The following is a 17,873-nucleotide window of genomic DNA, read 5'->3' on the forward strand; positions in this document are numbered from 1 at the left end:
CAGATAACAGAATTTGCCTGGCGGCTTTAGCGCGGTGGTCCCACCTGACCCCATGCCGAACTCAGAAGTGAAACGCCGTAGCGCCGATGGTAGTGTGGGGTCTCCCCATGCGAGAGTAGGGAACTGCCAGGCATCAAATTACGTAGTAAGCCGGTGCATAAATCCGGTGGTTACAGCAGTCTTCGGTGGAGCGGTAGTTCAGTCGGTTAGAATACCTGCCTGTCACGCAGGGGGTCGCGGGTTCGAGTCCCGTCCGTTCCGCCACTTATTAAAAGCCCTGAGTTAACGCTCAGGGCTTTTTTCATATCTGTCTTATCATTATTGCCAAATCAGCAAAAATCCTCTGCGTTAAACGCTCTTTTTCTGCATAACGGCAGCAGCGATAATCCTCCTCAGTTAACAATCATTATGAATAACGAGGATTACATGACTATCCCTGCACTGGGTCTGGGCACTTTCCGCCTGAAAGACGACGTTGTTATCGCATCTGTTAAAACTGCACTTGAGCTTGGCTATCGCGCAATTGATACGGCGCAGATTTATGATAACGAAGCTGCCGTTGGTCAGGCTATCGAAGAGAGCGGCGTAGCGCGCAGCGAGCTTTTCATCACGACCAAAATCTGGATTGAAAACCTCAGCAAAGACAAATTGATCCCCAGCCTGAAAGAGAGCCTGGAAAAACTGCGTACCGACTATGTGGATCTGACGTTGATCCACTGGCCATCACCGAACGATGCCGTGTCAGTCGAGGAGTTCATGCAGGCATTGCGTGAAGCGAAAGAGCAGGGCTTAACGCGTGAAATAGGTATTTCTAATTTCACCATCCCGCTGATGGAAAAAGCCATTGCCGCCGTGGGGGCTGAAAACATTGCAACCAATCAGATTGAACTCTCTCCCTACCTGCAAAACCGCAAAGTCGTGGACTGGGCAAAACAGCACGGCATCCACATCACCTCATATATGACCCTGGCCTACGGTAAAGCACTGAAAGATGACGTGATTAATCGTATCGCAGAGAAACATAGCGCAACGGCTGCACAGGTGATTCTGGCATGGGCGATGGGTGAAGGTTACGCCGTGATCCCCTCTTCAACCCGACGTGAAAACCTGGCCAGTAACCTGTTAGCGAGGGATCTCCAGCTGGACGCCGAAGACAAAAAAGCGATCGCTGCCCTGGAATGCAACGATCGTCTGGTCAGCCCTGAAGGTCTGGCACCTGACTGGGATTAATATTGACCCTTTCCTCTGTAGCCTGAAACCCTCACACAGCTCCCCGGGGAGCTGTTTTTATATGTTCGCTCAGGAAATCGATAAAGGCGCGTATGCGCGTACTTACCGCTCTGTCACTGTAATAAACTGCACTAAAAGGCATCTCCACAGGCAGACGTTTATCTGCCATCAGCTCTACAAGCTCACCGCGTGCAATTTCTTTATCAATCATATAGTCCGACAAACAGGCGATCCCATTCCCTTCGAGGCAAAGCTGCTTCAGCGTTTCTCCACTGTTGGACGATAACCCACTGGTGATTTCATGCAGTTGACCATCATGACAGGCCACAGGCCAGGTGTTCAGCGATACGGGCTCCGTGAAGCCCAGGCACAGGTGCTGCTTCAGCTCTTCAACCGTCTCTGGTTTGCCATGCTCTGCGATGTATTGCGGTGACGCGACTATCTTGCGGTAGCTGGCAAAAAGAGGGCGGGCCCGCAAGCTCGAGTCGGTCAGCGTGCCGGCCCGGATCGCCACATCCACTTTCCGCTCGATGAGATTGATAAACGTCTCTGAGGAAACTAACGAGAGCGTCATCTCCGGATAGCGTTCGCGGAAAGGCTTGATCAGCGGCATCAGAAAATGAAGAACAACCGGTGTTGCCGCATCAATGCGCAGCAATCCGCGTGGCGTACTACGGGTTTCCATAATCTCTGTTTCTGCCGCCGCCATCTCCTGCAGGACGGACTGCACACGGCGGAAGTAACGCTCGCCTTCCTCCGTCAGGCTCAGCTGACGCGTCGTTCGGTTGAGAAGACTGACGCCGAGCTTCATCTCCATTTTTTTCACCGAGCGGCTGATGGCTGAATTAGCCTGCCCCAGCTGCTCGGCCGCACGGCTAAAACTGCCGCTTTCGACGACGGCGACAAAAATTGTCAGCTCTTCCGACGTTGCTTTCATTGTTGCACCACCTGCAAAATTCTATTGATATTTTGACCATTTTTGTTATTTAAGCACTGGCGCATACTGCCTGTCATCTTAATCCTGATGATATGGAGTTATTTATGCCACTGGCGCTACTTGCCCTGACGATCAGTGCCTTTGCAATTGGCACGACCGAATTTGTTATCGTAGGACTGGTGCCTACGATAGCTAACCAGCTTTCAATCTCGCTGCCCTCTGCCGGCCTGTTGGTTTCTATCTATGCGCTCGGGGTTGCCATCGGCGCCCCCGTCCTGACCGCGTTGACGGGACGTTTCCCGCGTAAGCCGCTGTTGGTTGCGCTGATGGTGTTATTCACCGCTGGCAATATTCTGGCCTGGCAGGCGCCGGACTACACCACGCTGGTGATTGCCCGGCTGCTGACCGGTCTCGCTCACGGTGTGTTCTTCTCCATTGGTTCAACTATTGCAACCAGCCTGGTACCAAAAGAGAAAGCAGCATCCGCCATCGCGATTATGTTCGGTGGTCTGACTGTCGCCCTTGTCACCGGTGTACCGTTAGGAACGTTTATCGGACAGCACTTTGGCTGGCGCGAAACCTTCCTTGCCGTCTCTTTACTGGGGGGGATTGCCCTGGTTGCCAGCCTGCTGCTGGTACCGTCGACGATTGCAGGACGTGCGAGTGCCAGCCTGAGCGATCAGCTGAAGGTACTCACGCATCCGCGTTTGTTGATCATCTACGCCGTCACAGCGCTCGGCTATGGGGGGGTATTCACGGCTTTCACCTTCCTGGCTCCGATGATGCAGGACCTGGCAGGCTTCTCACCCAGTGCAGTGAGCTGGATTTTGCTGGGGTATGGTATCTCCGTCGCCATCGGTAATATCTGGGGAGGGAAGCTTGCGGACAAACATGGTGCAGTGCCGGCCCTGAAGTTTATCTTCGCAGCACTGGTTGTTCTGCTGATGATTTTCCAGTTCACGGCATCGATGCAATACGCCGCACTGATAACGGTACTGGTGATGGGGATCTTCGCCTTTGGTAACGTGCCAGGCCTGCAGGTTTACGTGGTACAAAAAGCCGAACTTTATACACCCAACGCGGTAGATGTCGCATCGGGCCTGAATATTGCCGCGTTCAATATTGGGATTGCGCTGGGTTCCATCATTGGTGGGCAAACCGTTGAACATTTCGGATTAACCCAAACGCCATGGATTGGTGCGGTGATTGTTCTGGTCGCTTTCCTGCTGATTAGCCTGAGTGGGCGCCTTGATAAACCCGCTCGTGTAGTGCTGGGATAACATCAGTAAGTGCTTGCTTACAAAACTGGAAAGCGGTTTATCTGAAATTGCGTTGAAAGTGTAACCTAAAGTCCCTATAACATTAGAACCAGTCCGTTTTCCGGGCTGGTTCATGTTACAGAGGCCGTTTCCAAAAGTGCGAAAAAATACCTATGCCATGCGTTATGTTGCCGGAATGCCCGCGGAGAGGATCTTGCCTCCGGGGTCGTTTGCGAGCATAAGTCAGGCATTACCTGCCGGGACACCCTTAAGCAGCGATGAAAAAATCCGGGTGCTGGTGTGGAACATCTTTAAACAACAGCGCGCTGAGTGGTTATCGGTACTCAAGAATTTTGGGAAAGACGCCCATCTGGTGCTGTTGCAGGAGGCGCAAACCACCCCCGAGCTGGTAAGGTTTGCTACGACTCACTACCTTGCTGCTGACCAGGTTCCCGCGTTTGTCTTGCCGCAACATCCTTCTGGCGTGATGACCCTCTCTTCGGCTCATCCGGTCTATTGCTGCCCGCTGCGCGAGCGCGAGCCGATTCTGCGTCTGGCGAAATCGGCGCTGGTAACGGTCTACCCGCTGCCGGACACGCGCATGCTGATGGTTGTGAATATCCACGCGGTCAACTTCAGCCTGGGCGTGGATGTGTATAGTAAGCAGTTACTTCCGATCGGTGACCAGATCGCCCATCACAGCGGGCCCATCATTATGGCCGGGGATTTTAATGCCTGGAGCCGTCCGCGCATGAATGCGCTGTATCGCTTTGCACGCGAAATGTCGCTGCGTGAAGTTCGTTTTAGCGATGACCAGCGCAAGAAAGCGTTTGGCCGTCCTCTCGATTTTGTCTTCTATCGTGGTCTGAACGTTCACGACGCCTCTGTTCTGGTGACGCGTGCCTCCGATCACAATCCTCTACTCGTTGAATTCAGTCCCGGCAAACCTGATAAATAATGGTATGTCAGGTCTGCCGTGGGGCAGGCCATTCGGGTGCTGCCCTTTATTTTTAACAACAAAAGGACAGTACGATGACAACAACACACTCCCATCATGACAACGTAGAAAAACAGTTTGGCTCCCAGGCAAATGCTTATCTGAGCAGTGCCGTGCACGCGTCTGGCCGTGATCTGGTCCGTCTCGGTGAACGCCTGGCGGCAGTGCCGCACGCGCACGTCCTGGACTTAGGCTGTGGTGCCGGGCATGCCAGCTTCACGGCAGCACAACAGGTGGCGCAGGTCACGGCCTATGATTTATCCAGTCAGATGCTGGAGGTGGTTGCAGAGGCCGCAAAAGCCAAAGGGCTGAACAACATCACGACGCGTCAGGGCTATGCCGAATCCTTACCCTTTGAAGATACCTCATTTGAAGTCGTTATCAGCCGTTATTCTGCCCATCACTGGCATGATGTCGGCCAGGCATTACGTGAAGTTAAACGCGTTCTGAAGCCGGGCGGGGTCTTTATCATTATGGATGTGATGTCGCCGGGACATCCGGTGCGTAATATCTGGCTGCAGACGGTTGAAGCGCTGCGCGACACCTCGCATGTGCAAAACTACTCCAGCGGGGAGTGGTTAGCGCTGATTACTGAAGCGGGGCTGATCACACGTGCATTGATAACGGACCGCTTGCCGCTGGAGTTCAGCTCGTGGATTGCCCGTATGCGCACGCCGGAAGCGTTAAGCCAGGCCATTCGGTTGTATCAGGATAGTGCGTCAGCGGAAGTGAAGGCGTACTTTGAATTGCAGGATGATGGATCATTTACCAGCGATACCATCATGGCTGAAGCGCAAAAAGCAGCGTAAAGAAAAAAGGCACCGAGGGGAATCGGTGCCTTTTTATCGTTAGGTCGTGTCATCAGGAGTCTGGCGTGGCGCTGTTTTTCACAAACAACGTTAGCTGGTCGCCTGGTTTCAGATTGTCAGTATCATTGTTCCAGCGCATCACATCCTTGATATTTACGCCGTGTCGTTTTGCGATACTGGACAGTGAATCACCTTTACGCACACGATAGGTAATGCTATCGCTGTTGCTGGCGAGACGCTGTGCACTGTTACCTGCACCCACCGTCAGAGTCTGACCCACTTTCAGGCCTGAGCTGCGCAGATTATTCCACTGCTGCAAGTCGTTTGCCGTCACGCCAAGACGTGAGGCAATGCCCGAAAGCGTATCACCTGACCGAACCTTATAGCTGCGGCTGTTCACGGATGATGCATCCGCGATCAGTGTTGACTGAACAGCGGCAATTTCACCCGATGCTAAAGACTCACGTAACTGCTCAGCATGTTTCTGCGGAACCATTACATACTGCGGACCACTGGCCCCCAGCGTTGAGCCTTTAACGCCAGCATTAAAGGTTTTCAGTTTACTTACCGACATACCCGTCATATCAGCAACCTGTTGAATATCAACCGGATTGCTGAGGCGAACGCGCGCTAGTGCACGACTTTCGTCTGGTGTTGGCAGTTGTACACCGTAACGCTTGCTGTTCTTGAGAATATCGCTCAATGCCAGCATTTTCGGTACGTAAATCTTCGTTTCCTGTGGCAGTGAGAGCGACCAAAAATCGGTGGATTTACCCCGTGCTTTATTCGCTTTCATTGCCTTCAGTACACGACCTTCGCCACTGTTATACGCTGCGACCGTTAACAGCCAGTCGCCGTCGAACATCTTATTAAGACGTTCCATCATGTCGAGAGCGGCTGTCGTTGAAGCGACAACATCACGACGCGCATCATAGTTGCGGGTCTGTTTCAAACCATAGTTTCGCCCGGTGCTCGGAATGATCTGCCAAATGCCTGCGGCATTGGCGCCAGACGTCGCGTGTGGGTCAAAAGCGCTCTCCACTATGGGTAGGAGTACCAGCTCCATCGGCATGTTACGTTTCTTAACTTGCCCGGCTATCCAGTACATATACGGCTCTGCCCGTAAAGTTACATCGTGGAGATAGCTCTTATTTCTTAAATACTTTTGCTTCTGTTCGCGAATCCGGTTGTTTTCCGGAATTCCCATCTTTAGCTCGTCGCCAATAGAGGTCCACAAGTCTTCATCCTGTGCGAAAGACGTCCCATCGTCCATCCATCGCGCTGAACTTGTAAACTTCCCTGCTTCCCCTTGACCAGCTGCAGAAAGGCTCTGTGCGTGCTGTTGTACGTTGCTGCCGTTCTGCGACTGGCAACCTACAAGCAGGACAGAGGCGAGTAATATCGCTTTTGCCTTCATGTGTGTGTCAATAGTTGCTTAAAAGACGAGCGATGATAACGGCGAAATTTTGAAAAGGCAACCCGCAATTATCTGAAGTTATCTTTCTTTGACCTTAACCATGCAAATCGTTGTTCTGGTTGTGACAAATTTGTTTCTTTGTTAATTTTATAAATTAAATCAATATCATCTGTTCGTAAAAATAAATTAGTTTTACGCTCATTTTTCAGAGTTACGGGGAGTGTTTTTTGGTTTTTTGCACGTAACTCCTTCACTTTGTGATAATAATCTTGAATCGCCCGATCCTCTGGCAAGATGCTCGCCGCAAACTTCATATTTCCTAATGTATACTCATGTGCGCAACAAATAAGGGTATCGTCAGGTAATGCGCTAATCTTCTGTAATGACTGGTACATCTGGGCTGGGGTGCCCTCAAAAAGCCTTCCACAGCCTCCGGAGAACAGCGTGTCGCCGCAAAAAAGATAAGGTTTGTTGTAGAAACAAAGATGTCCCAAAGTGTGACCTGGTGTAGCAAATACAGAAAACTCCCACTCGCGTATGAGGATATTTTCACCTTCTTCGACTACCTGCGTTGTTCCCTTATCTTGTGTCTCTGCCGGTCCGTAAACCACCAGATGCGGGAATTGGGCACGAAGGTCAGCAACGCCGCCGGTGTGATCGTTATGATGATGGGTCAGAAGGATGGCCTCTGGTTGCCAGCCGTTCTCTTTTATCGCGTCTGATACAGGAGCCGATTCTCCAGGATCGACAATGACGCACCGACGCTCGTCATCGACTAAAACCCAGATGTAATTGTCCTGAAAGGCGGGAATACTGATAAGATTCATAAATTACCTCTTATAGCGTGGTGGGTGTGTTGATGAAACCGGCAAGGATACCTCAGATTGTCCCGGCACCTGAACGTTGGGCCGAATTGCCCTGGGGTGAATACTATCGCGAGAACCTGGAACAGCAGCTTAAACCCTGGCTCGCGAAAATGTATGGTTTTCACTTGCTTAAGATTGGCAATCTCAGCGCGGAAATCAATACCGAAAGCTGCGCTATCTCACATCAGGTTAATGTCTCTCTTGGCGCATCACCGGTTCAGGTGAAAGCGGATCCTTTGCATCTGCCGTTTGCGGAAAAGTCCGTTGATGCCTGCCTGCTGGCACACACGTTGCCCTGGTGCAGCGATCCTCATCGCCTGCTGCGCGAGGCCGATCGCGTCCTGATTGATGATGGCTGGCTGATACTCAGCGGGTTCAATCCGCTGAGTCTGATGGGGCTGCGCAAGCTGGTTCCGGTGCTTCGCCGGACACCGCCGTATAACAGCAGGATGTTCACGATGATGCGCCAGCTTGACTGGCTTTCACTGCTGAATTTTGAGGTGCTCTGCTCGGGCGGTTTTCAGGTACTTCCCTGGGCGCGGCAGGGGGGCGTTGTTCTGAGCACCCATCTGCCGGCATTAGGCTGCATGCAGTTTATTGTCGCGCGTAAGCGGACCATCCCCCTTACGCTTAATCCGATGAAGCAGAGTAAATCGAAATCGCCCATTCGCCAGACCGTGGGCGCCACGCGGCAGTACAGAAAACCCTGATCAGGATTCGGGCTGATAGCCTGTGTCTTCATGAGCGGGGTTGGATGCCGCTGCCCGTGCCAGTTCGTCACAACGTTCGTTTTCGGGGTGGCCTGCGTGACCTTTAACCCATTCCCATTTAATCTCATGCTGGCCCAGCGCAGCATCAAGACGTTTCCAGAGATCGACGTTTTTGACTGGCTTTTTATCTGCCGTCTTCCAGCCGCGTTTTTTCCAGTTGTGGATCCACTGGGTGATCCCCTGGCGTACGTACTGACTGTCAGTGCTCAACACCACATCGCAGTGTTCTTTTAGCGCTTCCAGCGCCACAATGGCGGCCATCAACTCCATGCGGTTGTTGGTGGTCAGAAAATAGCCTTCGCTAAAAGTTTTTTCATGCTCACGATAGCGCATAATCGCGCCATAACCGCCAGGCCCTGGGTTGCCAAGGCAAGATCCATCGGTGAAAATTTCTACCTGTTTACGCATCTCTGGTAGACTTCCTGTATTTGAAACGTTCAGTTAAACGATAAGTCTGACATAAATGACCGCTATGAGCACTGCAATTACTCGCCAGATTGTCCTCGATACCGAAACCACCGGTATGAACCAGATCGGCGCGCACTACGAAGGGCACAAGATCATTGAGATCGGTGCCGTTGAAGTGGTGAACCGTCGTCTTACGGGGAACAACTTCCATGTCTACCTCAAACCCGACCGGCTGGTGGACCCAGAAGCGTTCGGCGTGCATGGTATCGCCGATGAGTTCTTGCTGGATAAACCGACCTTTGCGGAAGTGGCAGACGAGTTTCTGGAATATATCAAAGGCGCCGAGCTTATCATTCACAACGCGTCGTTCGATATCGGCTTTATGGACTATGAGTTCAGTAAGCTCCATCGTGATATTCCGAAAACGAACACGTTCTGTAAGGTGACCGATAGCCTGGCGCTGGCGAGGAAAATGTTTCCTGGCAAGCGTAACAGCCTGGATGCGCTCTGTTCTCGCTATGAAATAGATAACACCAAGCGAACGTTGCACGGCGCATTGCTCGATGCCCAGATCCTGGCGGATGTCTACCTGGCGATGACCGGTGGTCAGACGTCCATGAAATTCAGCATGGAAAATGAATCCCAGCAGACGCAGGGGGAAGCGGGGATTCAACGTGTTGTTCGCCAGGCCAGTCGTTTGCGGGTGGTTTTAGCCAGTGATGAAGAGTTACTTAACCATGAATCCCGTCTTGATTTAGTGCAGAAGAAAGGCGGAAGCTGCATGTGGCGGGCCTGAAAAAGGGCCAGAATGCCTGTAAAATCATCGTTTGGGTGAATTTTGCAGCAAACGATTCAAAACGTGAGAAAAAGCGTTGACGAGTCCGGAGGCAAACCGTAATATGCGCCTCGTTCCCCCAGCGGGAACAGTGGAGCGGTAGTTCAGTCGGTTAGAATACCTGCCTGTCACGCAGGGGGTCGCGGGTTCGAGTCCCGTCCGTTCCGCCACTATTCAGAAGGCCTGAATCAGAAATGATTCAGGCCTTCGTCGTTTCTGCATCTGAAAATCTTCTTTATCCGCCCCCCTGTCTTTATTAACAAAAAGTTAATATCTGTGGTGCAATTAATTAACATTTGATCAATGATAGTGCACAATTTGCACCGTATTTGTGCATTTTGCCACCGATTGTCTTTTTGGCAGCGGAGCAGATGTGTAATTTTGTAAAAAATAATTCACAGAAAATCATTCGCTTATCTCCATCCCTTCAGAAAGTTCATGAACCAATGCTTTATTGGTTCGTTTATTGCTTAATCATTAGCACGGTAAGTAGCACGTCATATCAATAACTTATCGTTAATAAAAATAAAGTAATGATGATAGCGAGCGAACCAATATGGAAAAACCGTCACGGTTTCTGGCCAATTCCAGCACCGCGCTTGAGCAGCTGCGCGGACTGATCAACCAGCATGAGTCAACACCAGGCACTCCGCTGCCCACTGAACGTGAGCTGTCGGAGACTCTCGGCGTGGGACGACGTGAAGTACGTCGTGCGCTGGATGTGCTGGAAGAGGAGGGGCGGATCTGGCGTAAACAGGGCAAAGGGACCTTTATAGGCCCGTCTGCACCTGTTGAACCTCTGGCCCTTCAGGGATTGGTTCAGCAAACCAACCTTCTGGAAGTCATGGAAGCTCGTCTACAGCTCGAACCCGGCTTAGCCCGGCTTGCGGCACTGCGTGCCACCAGGGAAAACCTCGCGCTTATGCAGCGCATGCTGGAACGCATTGATAAGGTCAGCCCGGACGACCGCGATCTCAACGAACTCTGGGATAGCGCATTTCACCGCGCCATTGCCGAGGCTGCCGGTAATCGCCTGATGCTTGGCCTGTTTGATGCCATTGATGCCGTCAGACGTGAACCGGGCTGGCAGCATTTGCGCGAATTAGCCCGTACACCCGAGCGGGTTGATCACTATAACGACCACCATCAAAAAATCATGTCTGCGATTATCCATCGCCAGCCTAATGAAGCAGCGGCCGCCATGCGCGAACACCTGCTTAGCCTGCAGTCAGCCCTGATTCAGGCTATTCACCTTGAGGACGACTTCACGCTATGACGACGATCCCGTTTAAGGACCCCACGCCTGTACTGCGGCTGCAAAATCTTAACGTAACGTTCGCCGGCTCTCCGGTGAGCGTGCTTGATGGTATTTCACTGACGGTCAACGCGGGAGAAACGCTGGCGCTGGTGGGGGAATCCGGTTGCGGGAAAAGTATCACCTCATTAGCGCTGATGGGCTTACTGCCCGCCAGCGCACAGATCGTCAGCGGCGAGATGCAGTTCCGTCGTCACGACTTACGAAAGCTTTCACCGCGGGAATATGCCGATCTTCGCGGCAGCGAACTGGCAATGATTTTCCAGGAGCCAATGACCTCGCTCAACCCTGCCTTCACGCTGGGAGACCAGCTCAGTGAAGCGGTGATGCGCCATCAGAAACTTTCTCGTGCAGAGGCGATGAAGGTTGCGCTGCAGATTCTGGAGAAGGTGCAGATCCCGGCAGCAGAAATGCGCCTGAAAGCGTATCCGCACCAGCTTTCCGGGGGGATGCGTCAGCGCGTGATGATTGCGATGGCGCTGATTAACCATCCACGTTTGCTGATTGCCGACGAGCCGACAACCGCGCTGGATGTGACCATTCAGGCGCAGATCCTCGCGCTGCTTAATACCCTCAAAGAAGAGACCGGTACGGCGGTGTTAATGATCACCCACGATCTGGGCGTGGTGGCGGAAGTCGCGCAGCAGGTGGCGGTAATGTATGCCGGACAGGTGGTAGAGCAGGGGAGCGTGGAGGCCATTTTTGCCGACCCGCAACACCCGTACACCATAGGACTGATGGGCTCGATTCCGTCCCTCGGCGCACGTAAAGGCGCGCTTTCCACTATTCCCGGAGCCGTTCCGCTGCCGGAATCCATGCCCAAAGGGTGCCGGTTCGCTACCCGCTGCCCCTTCGCGCAAACGCGGTGTCATGACGAAAAGCCGTCGCTGACGGCGATGGGGACCGACCATCAGGTGGCCTGCTTCCGCGTGCCGCTGGAACAACATATTGCGCTGGGAGAAATTGCATGACGACGCCCATTCTTGAAGCCCGGGACCTGAGCAAGCTTTTTCCCGGCCCTAAAAAACTGTTTACCCCAGCACGTTTTGTCACCGCGGTCGATCGCGTCTCCCTCTCCGTCATGCCTGGTGAAACGCTGGCGATTGTGGGTGAGTCCGGATCCGGAAAATCGACGCTGGGCCGTCTTCTTCTGCGGCTGCTGGCGGCCAGCGAAGGACGCGTATTTTATCAGGGTGAGGAGATCACTGATGCCTCGGGAGCGCGTCTGAACCAGCTGCGGCGGGAGCTGCAGATCATCTTTCAGGATCCTTTCGCATCGTTAAACCCGCGCATGACGGTCGAGCAGATCGTCGGTGAGCCGCTGTGGCTACACCAGTCGATGAAGAAAACCGACAGGCAATATCGGGTGGCGGAGCTGCTTAACACCGTAGGGCTGCCAGCGGCCTGGGCGCAACGTTATCCGCACGAATTTTCCGGAGGGCAGCGTCAGCGAATTGGCATTGCGCGTGCGCTGGCCTCCGGGCCAAAGCTGTTGCTGGGGGACGAGCCGGTCTCCGCGCTGGATGTCTCGGTTCAGGCGCAGGTGGTCAACCTGCTGGAAAGCCTGAAGCATCAGCTGGGGCTGACAATGGTGATTGTTGCCCATGGCCTGGCGGTGATTCGCCATATGAGTGACCGCGTGGCGGTGATGTATCTCGGGCAAATTGTTGAGCTTGCGACCGTCGACGAAATCTTTGATGCCCCGCTACACCCCTATACGCAGGCGTTAATCGCCTCCGCCCCCCAGATGCAGCCAGGCGCGCCGCGTGTGGCACCTCTGCTGCAGGGGGATTTACCGAACCCGGCCAGCCCACCGTCAGGCTGCCGTTTCCATACCCGTTGTCCGTATGCCACGGATGAATGTCGCCAGGTCGAGCCGATCAATCAGGTGCTGGACGGGGGACGCCAGATTGCCTGCCATCGCTGGCAGGAGATTAACCGCGATCGCAGTGTTATCCAGATAGCACCGCCATCTGCAGCCTTTCTGCGCCGCCGCGCGCTGTTTGAACACGCGGCCACTCACTCCTCCCTTCCTTCAAGGAACTCATGATAATGACAATGCGTAATTCTCTTTTGACCGTACTGGGAAGTGTTATGTTGCTTGGCGCGGCGCTGCCCGCCCATTCTGAAAGCGTACTGCGAATTGGTCTGGGGGCGGATCCGGACATGCTCGATCCGCATCTGGCGCGCACCTATTATGGCCGTTTCGTCTTTGCGTCTCTGTGCGACCGGCTGGTGGACGTGGATGAGCATCTGAAAGTGGTTCCCGGGCTGGCGAAATCGTGGGCCTGGAGTGACGACGGCAAAACGCTGACCATGGATCTGCGTGAAGGTGTGACCTTCCATGACGGTGAAAAATTTGACGCCGCCGCGGCAAAATACAACCTCGACCGCGCGCTGACGTTAAAAGGTTCGCTGCGTAAAAGTGAAATCTCGTCCGTTGAGTCCGTTGAGGTGACAGGCCCGATGCAGATTGCCCTGCATCTGAAAACACCTGATGCCGCACTGCTGATGCAGCTTACCGATCGCGCCGGGGCGATGATGGCACCCGACGCCGCGAAAAAGCCTGACTTTGCCGCCCATCCGGTCTGCTCTGGCCCCTATAAGTTCGACAGCCGCGTCTCACAGGACCGTATCGTTCTGACGCGTTTTGACAACTACTGGAACAAAGGCGCTTACCACTTCGACAAAATTATTTATCTGCCGATCCCGGATGCTTCCGTGCGTCTGGCTAACCTGCGTGCCGGAGATCTCGATCTGACCGAAGGCATTGCCGCAAGCGACGTGAAAACCGTAGAAGCCGACAGCAAACTGGCGCTGGCGAAGGTGACCGGTCTGGGTTATCAGGGCATTACCTTCAATATCAATAACGGCAAGGTCCCGGCGAACGATCCGTTTAAGGATGCCCGCGTGCGTGAGGCATTTTCACAGGCAATCGATCGCGATGCGTTAAATCAGGTGGTCTTCGAGGGGCTGTACACCCCGGCAAACCAGGCGTTTTCTACCGTAAGTCCGTATCACGTTAACCTGCCGGTGCCACCACGCGATGTCGACAAAGCCAAAGCGCTGTTGAAAGCGGCAGGCGTCACTACGCCGCTGAACGTCAATCTACTGGTGCCCAACAACCCAACTTCACAGCAGGTCGGTCAGGTACTGCAGGCGATGGTCGCAGAGGCTGGCTTTAACCTGAACCTGCAAATGACCGAGTTCGCCACGCTGCTCGACCGTCAGCAAAGCGGTGATTATCAGCTGAGCTTCTCTGGCTGGTCGGGTCGTCCGGATCCGGATGGCAGCATCTACGGCTTCATTAACAGCAAAGGCACCCTTAACGACGGTCGCTACAGTAACGCGCAGGTGGATGAATGGCTGACGCAGGCGCGCCTGAGCAACGACAAAGCCGTCCGTCAGCCGCTGTACGACAAGGTGGTGAAACAGCTGCAGACGGATATGCCCATTGCCTACCTCTATTTTGAACCGCGTATTTTTGGTCTGAACAAGAGCGTGCAGGGCTTTAAACCGTATCCGGACGGCATTGTGCGTCTGGCTGGTCTGACGCTGGCGAAATAACTGGCCTGAGGAGAACCCATGCTGGAACTGATTTGCAAACGTCTGCTGCTGGCCATCCCGACCTTACTGCTGGTGAGCATGATGGTGTTTGGCCTGCAAAAACTGCTGCCCGGCGATCCGCTGATCGCCATGGCCGGTGAGGAGCGCGATCCGGCGGTGATCGCCCAGCTGCGTGCTGAGCTCAATCTCGATGCGCCCATCCCTGTGCAGTACTTCAACTGGCTGACGCGCGCGCTGCAGGGCGATCTTGGTGTCTCCTTACGCACTCACGAGCCGGTCACCCAGCTCATTGCCAGCAAACTGCCGGTGACGCTGGAGCTGTCGCTGCTGGCGATGATCATCGCGCTGGTGTTTGGCATCAGCATGGGGATCCTCGCGGCGGTCAACAAAAACAGCTGGGTCGATCACGGTGCCAACTTTGTGGCGATCTCGGGGATCTCGATACCGCATTTCTGGCTCGGGATCCTGTTGATTCTGGTCTTCTCGGTCAATCTGCAATGGCTGCCAGCGTCGGGGTTCGTGCCGTTTAGTGAAGATCCGATCCAGAACCTGCGTACGCTGTTGTTGCCTGCGTCGGTACTGGGAACGGGGCTGGCGGCCACGCTGATGCGCCATACCCGCGCTTCCATGATCGCGGTAATGAAGGCCGATTACATCCGCACCGCACGGGCTAAAGGGCTGTTGCCAAACGCGGTGATTTTAAAGCATGCGTTTCGCAATGCGCTGGTTCCGGTGATCACCCTGACCACGCTGCTGTTCGGCGAACTGCTGGGGGGCGCGGTACTGACCGAACAGGTCTTCACCATTCCAGGGTTCGGCAAGATGATCGTCGATTCGGTCTTTAACCGTGACTATGCGGTGGTGCAGGGGGTGGTGCTTATCGTGGCGATCGGTTTCCTGCTGCTGAACCTGCTGGCCGACGTGCTTTACGTTCTTATCAACCCGAAAATGCGAGGTTAAGCATGGCGGAACTGACAACTCAAACCATTGCCGCGGTTCAGCCCCGAGCGCAGAACCGGGTACTGAAGAAATTTCTCGCCAATAAAAGCGCGGTGATGGGTGCCGTAGTGGTGGGCTTTTTTGTGCTGGTGGCACTGCTGGCACCGTGGATCGCGCCTTTTGATCCGGTGAAAGCCAATTTCCTGGCGGTGCGTAAAGCGCCTTCGGTGATGTACTGGTTTGGGACCGATGAACTGGGCCGCGATATTTTGTCCCGCATTATCTGGGGGGCGAGAACGTCGTTGATGGCTGGCTGTATGTCGGTGGTGATCGCCGTGGTCATTGGCGTTCCGCTGGGGCTGGTGGCGGGTTACTTCCAGAAGATGTGGGACGGCGTGATCTCGCGTTTTATTGAAGCGCTGCTGGCTTGTCCGTTCCTGATCATGGCGATCGCGCTCGGGGCGTTCCTGGGCCCAAGCCTGACCAACGCCATGATCGCCATTGGCCTCTCCGCAATGCCGATCTTCGCCCGCCTGACGCGCGGCCAGGTGATTGCCATTCGCAACGAAGAGTATATCGACGGCGCGAGGGCGATTGGCCTGCCGGATCGCTGGATCATCATTAAGTATGTGCTGCCCAATGTGATGTCTCCGATTCTGGTGCAGGCCACGCTGGCCATAGCCTCGGCAATCATTGCTGAAGCCAGTCTGTCATTTCTGGGGTTAGGCCAGCAGCCGCCGAACCCGTCATGGGGCTCAATGCTTAATACCGCGAAAGGTTTCCTTGAGCAGGCTCCGTGGATGTCTGTGTTCCCCGGTGTGGCGATTTTTCTTGCCGTGCAGGGCTTTAATTTACTCGGCGACGGGCTGCGCGATGCGCTCGATCCGCGCCATGACTAAGGAGTCATGATGACCAAAGCGCTTGATTTCACTTCCGGTTACGATTCACGACGCCCACCGATGATGGGCCACAACGCCGTGGCGACATCTCAGCCGCTGGCGGCCCAGGCGGGAATGAAAATGCTGCAGCTCGGCGGGAACGCGGTTGATGCGGCGGTTGCAACCGCCATGGCGTTGACGGTGGTTGAACCCACCGGCAACGGTATTGGCAGCGATGCCTTTGCCATCGTCTGGGATGGTGAAAAACTCCACGGCCTGAACGCCTCTGGCCGCTCGCCTGCCAGCTGGCACGCGGATCTGTTTGCCGGTAAAACCGCGGTGCCGGAAATTGGCTGGGACGCCGTCACCGTGCCGGGTGCGGTATCGGGCTGGGTGGCGCTGGCAGAACGTTTTGGCACGCTGCCGCTCACTACGCTGGCGCAACCGGCCATTGAGTATGCGCGTAACGGTTTTCCGGTCTCCCCGTTGATTGGCCATCTCTGGCAGCGGGGTTATAACAAGCTGAAAGATCAGCCAGGCTTTAGCGCCTGCTTCGCACCGGAAGGGCGTGCTCCCCGGGTTGGCGAGATCTTCCGTAACCCGGCGCAGGCTCATTCGCTGGAGCTGATTGCCAGAACCAACGGTGAAGCGTTTTACCGCGGCGAGCTGGCGGAGAAAATTGCCGCTTTCGCGAAAGAGCATGGCGCGCACCTGACGGCAGAGGATTTGGCCAATCATCGTGTGGACTGGGTAGAACTGCTGTCGCGTGATTTTGCCGGTGGTTCGGTGCAGGAGCTGCCGCCAAACGGACAGGGCATCGCCACGCTGATTGCGCTCGGTATTCTGGAGCAGTGTGGAATTGAAAAACATCATCCGGATTCCGTGCAGTCGCTTCATCTGTCTATTGAAGCGATGAAACTGGCGCTGGCGGATCTCGATCGCTACGTCGCTGATGAAGAACATATGGAGTTCGCGGCCCAGGCGTTGCTGAGCGATCGTTATCTGGCGTCGCGCGCGGCGCTTATCGACCCTGATAACGCCTCCGATTTCGTCTACGGTTCGCCGACGCAGAGCGGCACGGTCTACCTGAGTGCTGCAGATTCCAGCGGTATGATGATCTCCTTTATTCAGTCCAACTATATGGGCTTTGGATCCGGGATTGTGGTGCCGGAGACCGGGATCAGTCTGCAAAACCGCGGCTGTGGCTTTGTGCTGGATCCAAACCATCCGAATGCGCTGGCGGGCAGTAAGCGTCCGTTCCACACCATCATTCCGGGCTTTGCGATGGACGGCAACGGCAAACCGCTGATGTCCTTTGGCGTCATGGGCGGCCCAATGCAGGCGCAGGGGCATATGCAGATGGCGCTGCGCATCATGCTGCACGGGCAAAACCCACAGGCGGCAATTGATGCGCCTCGCTGGCGCGTGGTGCAGGGCAGGGAAGTGATCGTCGAATCGACGTTCGATCGCAATACTATCGCCGCACTGCGTGAGCGCGGGCACCAGATCGTGGTGGAAGATCCGCTCCAGGATTATAACTTCGGCGGCGCGCAGGTGATTTATCGTATGCCGGAAGGGCACTATGTGGCGGCGACAGAGAGCCGCAAAGACGGGCAGGCGCTGGTGAGTTAATGATGTCCCCTCCC

Annotated in this window: 17 protein-coding genes, 2 tRNA genes and 1 rRNA gene; 16 read left to right on the forward strand and 4 right to left on the reverse strand. The window is 54.7% G+C overall.

The window, feature by feature from the left end:
- Nucleotides 1–16 precede the first annotated feature (16 nt).
- From rrf to dkgB, 3 genes are all read left to right on the forward strand, one after another.
- A 5S ribosomal RNA gene (gene rrf / locus HV340_RS04030) occupies nucleotides 17–132 on the forward strand.
- 55 nt (nucleotides 133–187) lie between these two features.
- A tRNA-Asp gene (locus HV340_RS04035) sits at nucleotides 188–264 on the forward strand.
- A gap of 162 nt (nucleotides 265–426) precedes the next feature.
- Nucleotides 427–1,230, forward strand: coding sequence for a 2,5-didehydrogluconate reductase DkgB (gene dkgB / locus HV340_RS04040; protein ID WP_059306445.1), 804 nt, complete (start codon nucleotides 427–429; stop codon nucleotides 1,228–1,230).
- 31 nt (nucleotides 1,231–1,261) lie between these two features.
- On the opposite strand, the gene yafC is transcribed toward dkgB, so the two are convergent.
- Nucleotides 1,262–2,167, reverse strand: a complete 906-nt coding sequence (gene yafC, locus HV340_RS04045; protein WP_181216296.1) for a DNA-binding transcriptional regulator YafC — start codon at nucleotides 2,165–2,167, stop codon at nucleotides 1,262–1,264.
- Between the two features lie 104 nt (nucleotides 2,168–2,271).
- Between yafC and HV340_RS04050 the strand changes: the two genes are divergently transcribed.
- From HV340_RS04050 to HV340_RS04060, 3 genes are all read left to right on the forward strand, one after another.
- A complete protein-coding gene (locus HV340_RS04050) occupies nucleotides 2,272–3,447 on the forward strand; it encodes an MFS transporter (protein ID WP_059306436.1) in 1,176 nt (391 codons plus the stop codon).
- A 136-nt stretch (nucleotides 3,448–3,583) separates the two neighbouring features.
- A complete protein-coding gene (locus HV340_RS04055) occupies nucleotides 3,584–4,384 on the forward strand; it encodes an endonuclease/exonuclease/phosphatase family protein (RefSeq protein ID WP_025205128.1) in 801 nt (266 codons plus the stop codon).
- A gap of 74 nt (nucleotides 4,385–4,458) precedes the next feature.
- Nucleotides 4,459–5,232 (forward strand): class I SAM-dependent methyltransferase, encoded by a 774-nt coding sequence (locus tag HV340_RS04060; protein WP_059306437.1) that lies wholly within the window; start codon nucleotides 4,459–4,461, stop codon nucleotides 5,230–5,232.
- Nucleotides 5,233–5,284: 52 nt separating this feature from the next.
- On the opposite strand, the gene mltD is transcribed toward HV340_RS04060, so the two are convergent.
- Entirely contained in the window at nucleotides 5,285–6,649 is a 1,365-nt protein-coding gene (gene mltD, locus HV340_RS04065; protein ID WP_014168738.1) for a murein transglycosylase D, read from the reverse strand.
- 68 nt (nucleotides 6,650–6,717) lie between these two features.
- Nucleotides 6,718–7,476: a hydroxyacylglutathione hydrolase gene (gene gloB, locus HV340_RS04070; RefSeq protein ID WP_181216297.1), complete on the reverse strand. Its 759-nt coding sequence runs from the start codon at nucleotides 7,474–7,476 to the stop codon at nucleotides 6,718–6,720.
- A gap of 32 nt (nucleotides 7,477–7,508) precedes the next feature.
- On the opposite strand from gloB, the gene HV340_RS04075 reads away from it, so the two are divergent.
- Nucleotides 7,509–8,225 carry a class I SAM-dependent methyltransferase gene (locus HV340_RS04075; protein WP_020882800.1) on the forward strand — a complete coding sequence of 239 codons (717 nt, stop codon included), beginning with the start codon at nucleotides 7,509–7,511 and terminating at the stop codon, nucleotides 8,223–8,225.
- Here HV340_RS04075 and rnhA read toward each other — a convergent pair whose 3' ends face one another.
- Nucleotides 8,226–8,726, reverse strand: coding sequence for a ribonuclease HI (rnhA, locus tag HV340_RS04080; protein ID WP_226778004.1), 501 nt, complete (start codon nucleotides 8,724–8,726; stop codon nucleotides 8,226–8,228).
- Nucleotides 8,727–8,757: 31 nt separating this feature from the next.
- Between rnhA and dnaQ the strand changes: the two genes are divergently transcribed.
- The 9 genes from dnaQ to HV340_RS04125 all read left to right on the forward strand — a co-directional run bounded on the left by dnaQ (nucleotide 8,758) and on the right by HV340_RS04125 (nucleotide 17,859).
- On the forward strand, nucleotides 8,758–9,489 hold the full coding sequence (dnaQ, locus tag HV340_RS04085) for a DNA polymerase III subunit epsilon (RefSeq protein WP_032677465.1): 732 nt from the start codon (nucleotides 8,758–8,760) through the stop codon (nucleotides 9,487–9,489).
- Nucleotides 9,490–9,621: 132 nt separating this feature from the next.
- A tRNA-Asp gene (locus tag HV340_RS04090) sits at nucleotides 9,622–9,698 on the forward strand.
- A gap of 386 nt (nucleotides 9,699–10,084) precedes the next feature.
- Nucleotides 10,085–10,804 carry a FadR/GntR family transcriptional regulator gene (locus HV340_RS04095; RefSeq protein ID WP_014168746.1) on the forward strand — a complete coding sequence of 240 codons (720 nt, stop codon included), beginning with the start codon at nucleotides 10,085–10,087 and terminating at the stop codon, nucleotides 10,802–10,804.
- Complete coding sequence (locus tag HV340_RS04100) at nucleotides 10,801–11,814, forward strand: ABC transporter ATP-binding protein (protein WP_014168747.1); 1,014 nt, start codon at nucleotides 10,801–10,803, stop codon at nucleotides 11,812–11,814. Before HV340_RS04095 ends, HV340_RS04100 begins: the two co-directional genes overlap by 4 nt.
- Complete coding sequence (locus HV340_RS04105; RefSeq protein WP_181216298.1) at nucleotides 11,811–12,893, forward strand: oligopeptide/dipeptide ABC transporter ATP-binding protein; 1,083 nt, start codon at nucleotides 11,811–11,813, stop codon at nucleotides 12,891–12,893. Before HV340_RS04100 ends, HV340_RS04105 begins: the two co-directional genes overlap by 4 nt.
- A gap of 2 nt (nucleotides 12,894–12,895) precedes the next feature.
- Nucleotides 12,896–14,410 (forward strand): ABC transporter substrate-binding protein, encoded by a 1,515-nt coding sequence (locus HV340_RS04110; protein ID WP_020882796.1) that lies wholly within the window; start codon nucleotides 12,896–12,898, stop codon nucleotides 14,408–14,410.
- Between the two features lie 18 nt (nucleotides 14,411–14,428).
- On the forward strand, nucleotides 14,429–15,370 hold the full coding sequence (locus HV340_RS04115) for an ABC transporter permease (RefSeq protein ID WP_032677468.1): 942 nt from the start codon (nucleotides 14,429–14,431) through the stop codon (nucleotides 15,368–15,370).
- A gap of 2 nt (nucleotides 15,371–15,372) precedes the next feature.
- A complete protein-coding gene (locus tag HV340_RS04120; protein ID WP_025205112.1) occupies nucleotides 15,373–16,248 on the forward strand; it encodes an ABC transporter permease in 876 nt (291 codons plus the stop codon).
- Between the two features lie 9 nt (nucleotides 16,249–16,257).
- Nucleotides 16,258–17,859 (forward strand): gamma-glutamyltransferase family protein, encoded by a 1,602-nt coding sequence (locus tag HV340_RS04125; protein ID WP_059306441.1) that lies wholly within the window; start codon nucleotides 16,258–16,260, stop codon nucleotides 17,857–17,859.
- Nucleotides 17,860–17,873 lie beyond the last annotated feature (14 nt).

This window comes from Enterobacter sp. RHBSTW-00975 (assembly GCF_013615235.1).
GTDB lineage: Bacteria > Pseudomonadota > Gammaproteobacteria > Enterobacterales > Enterobacteriaceae > Enterobacter > Enterobacter ludwigii.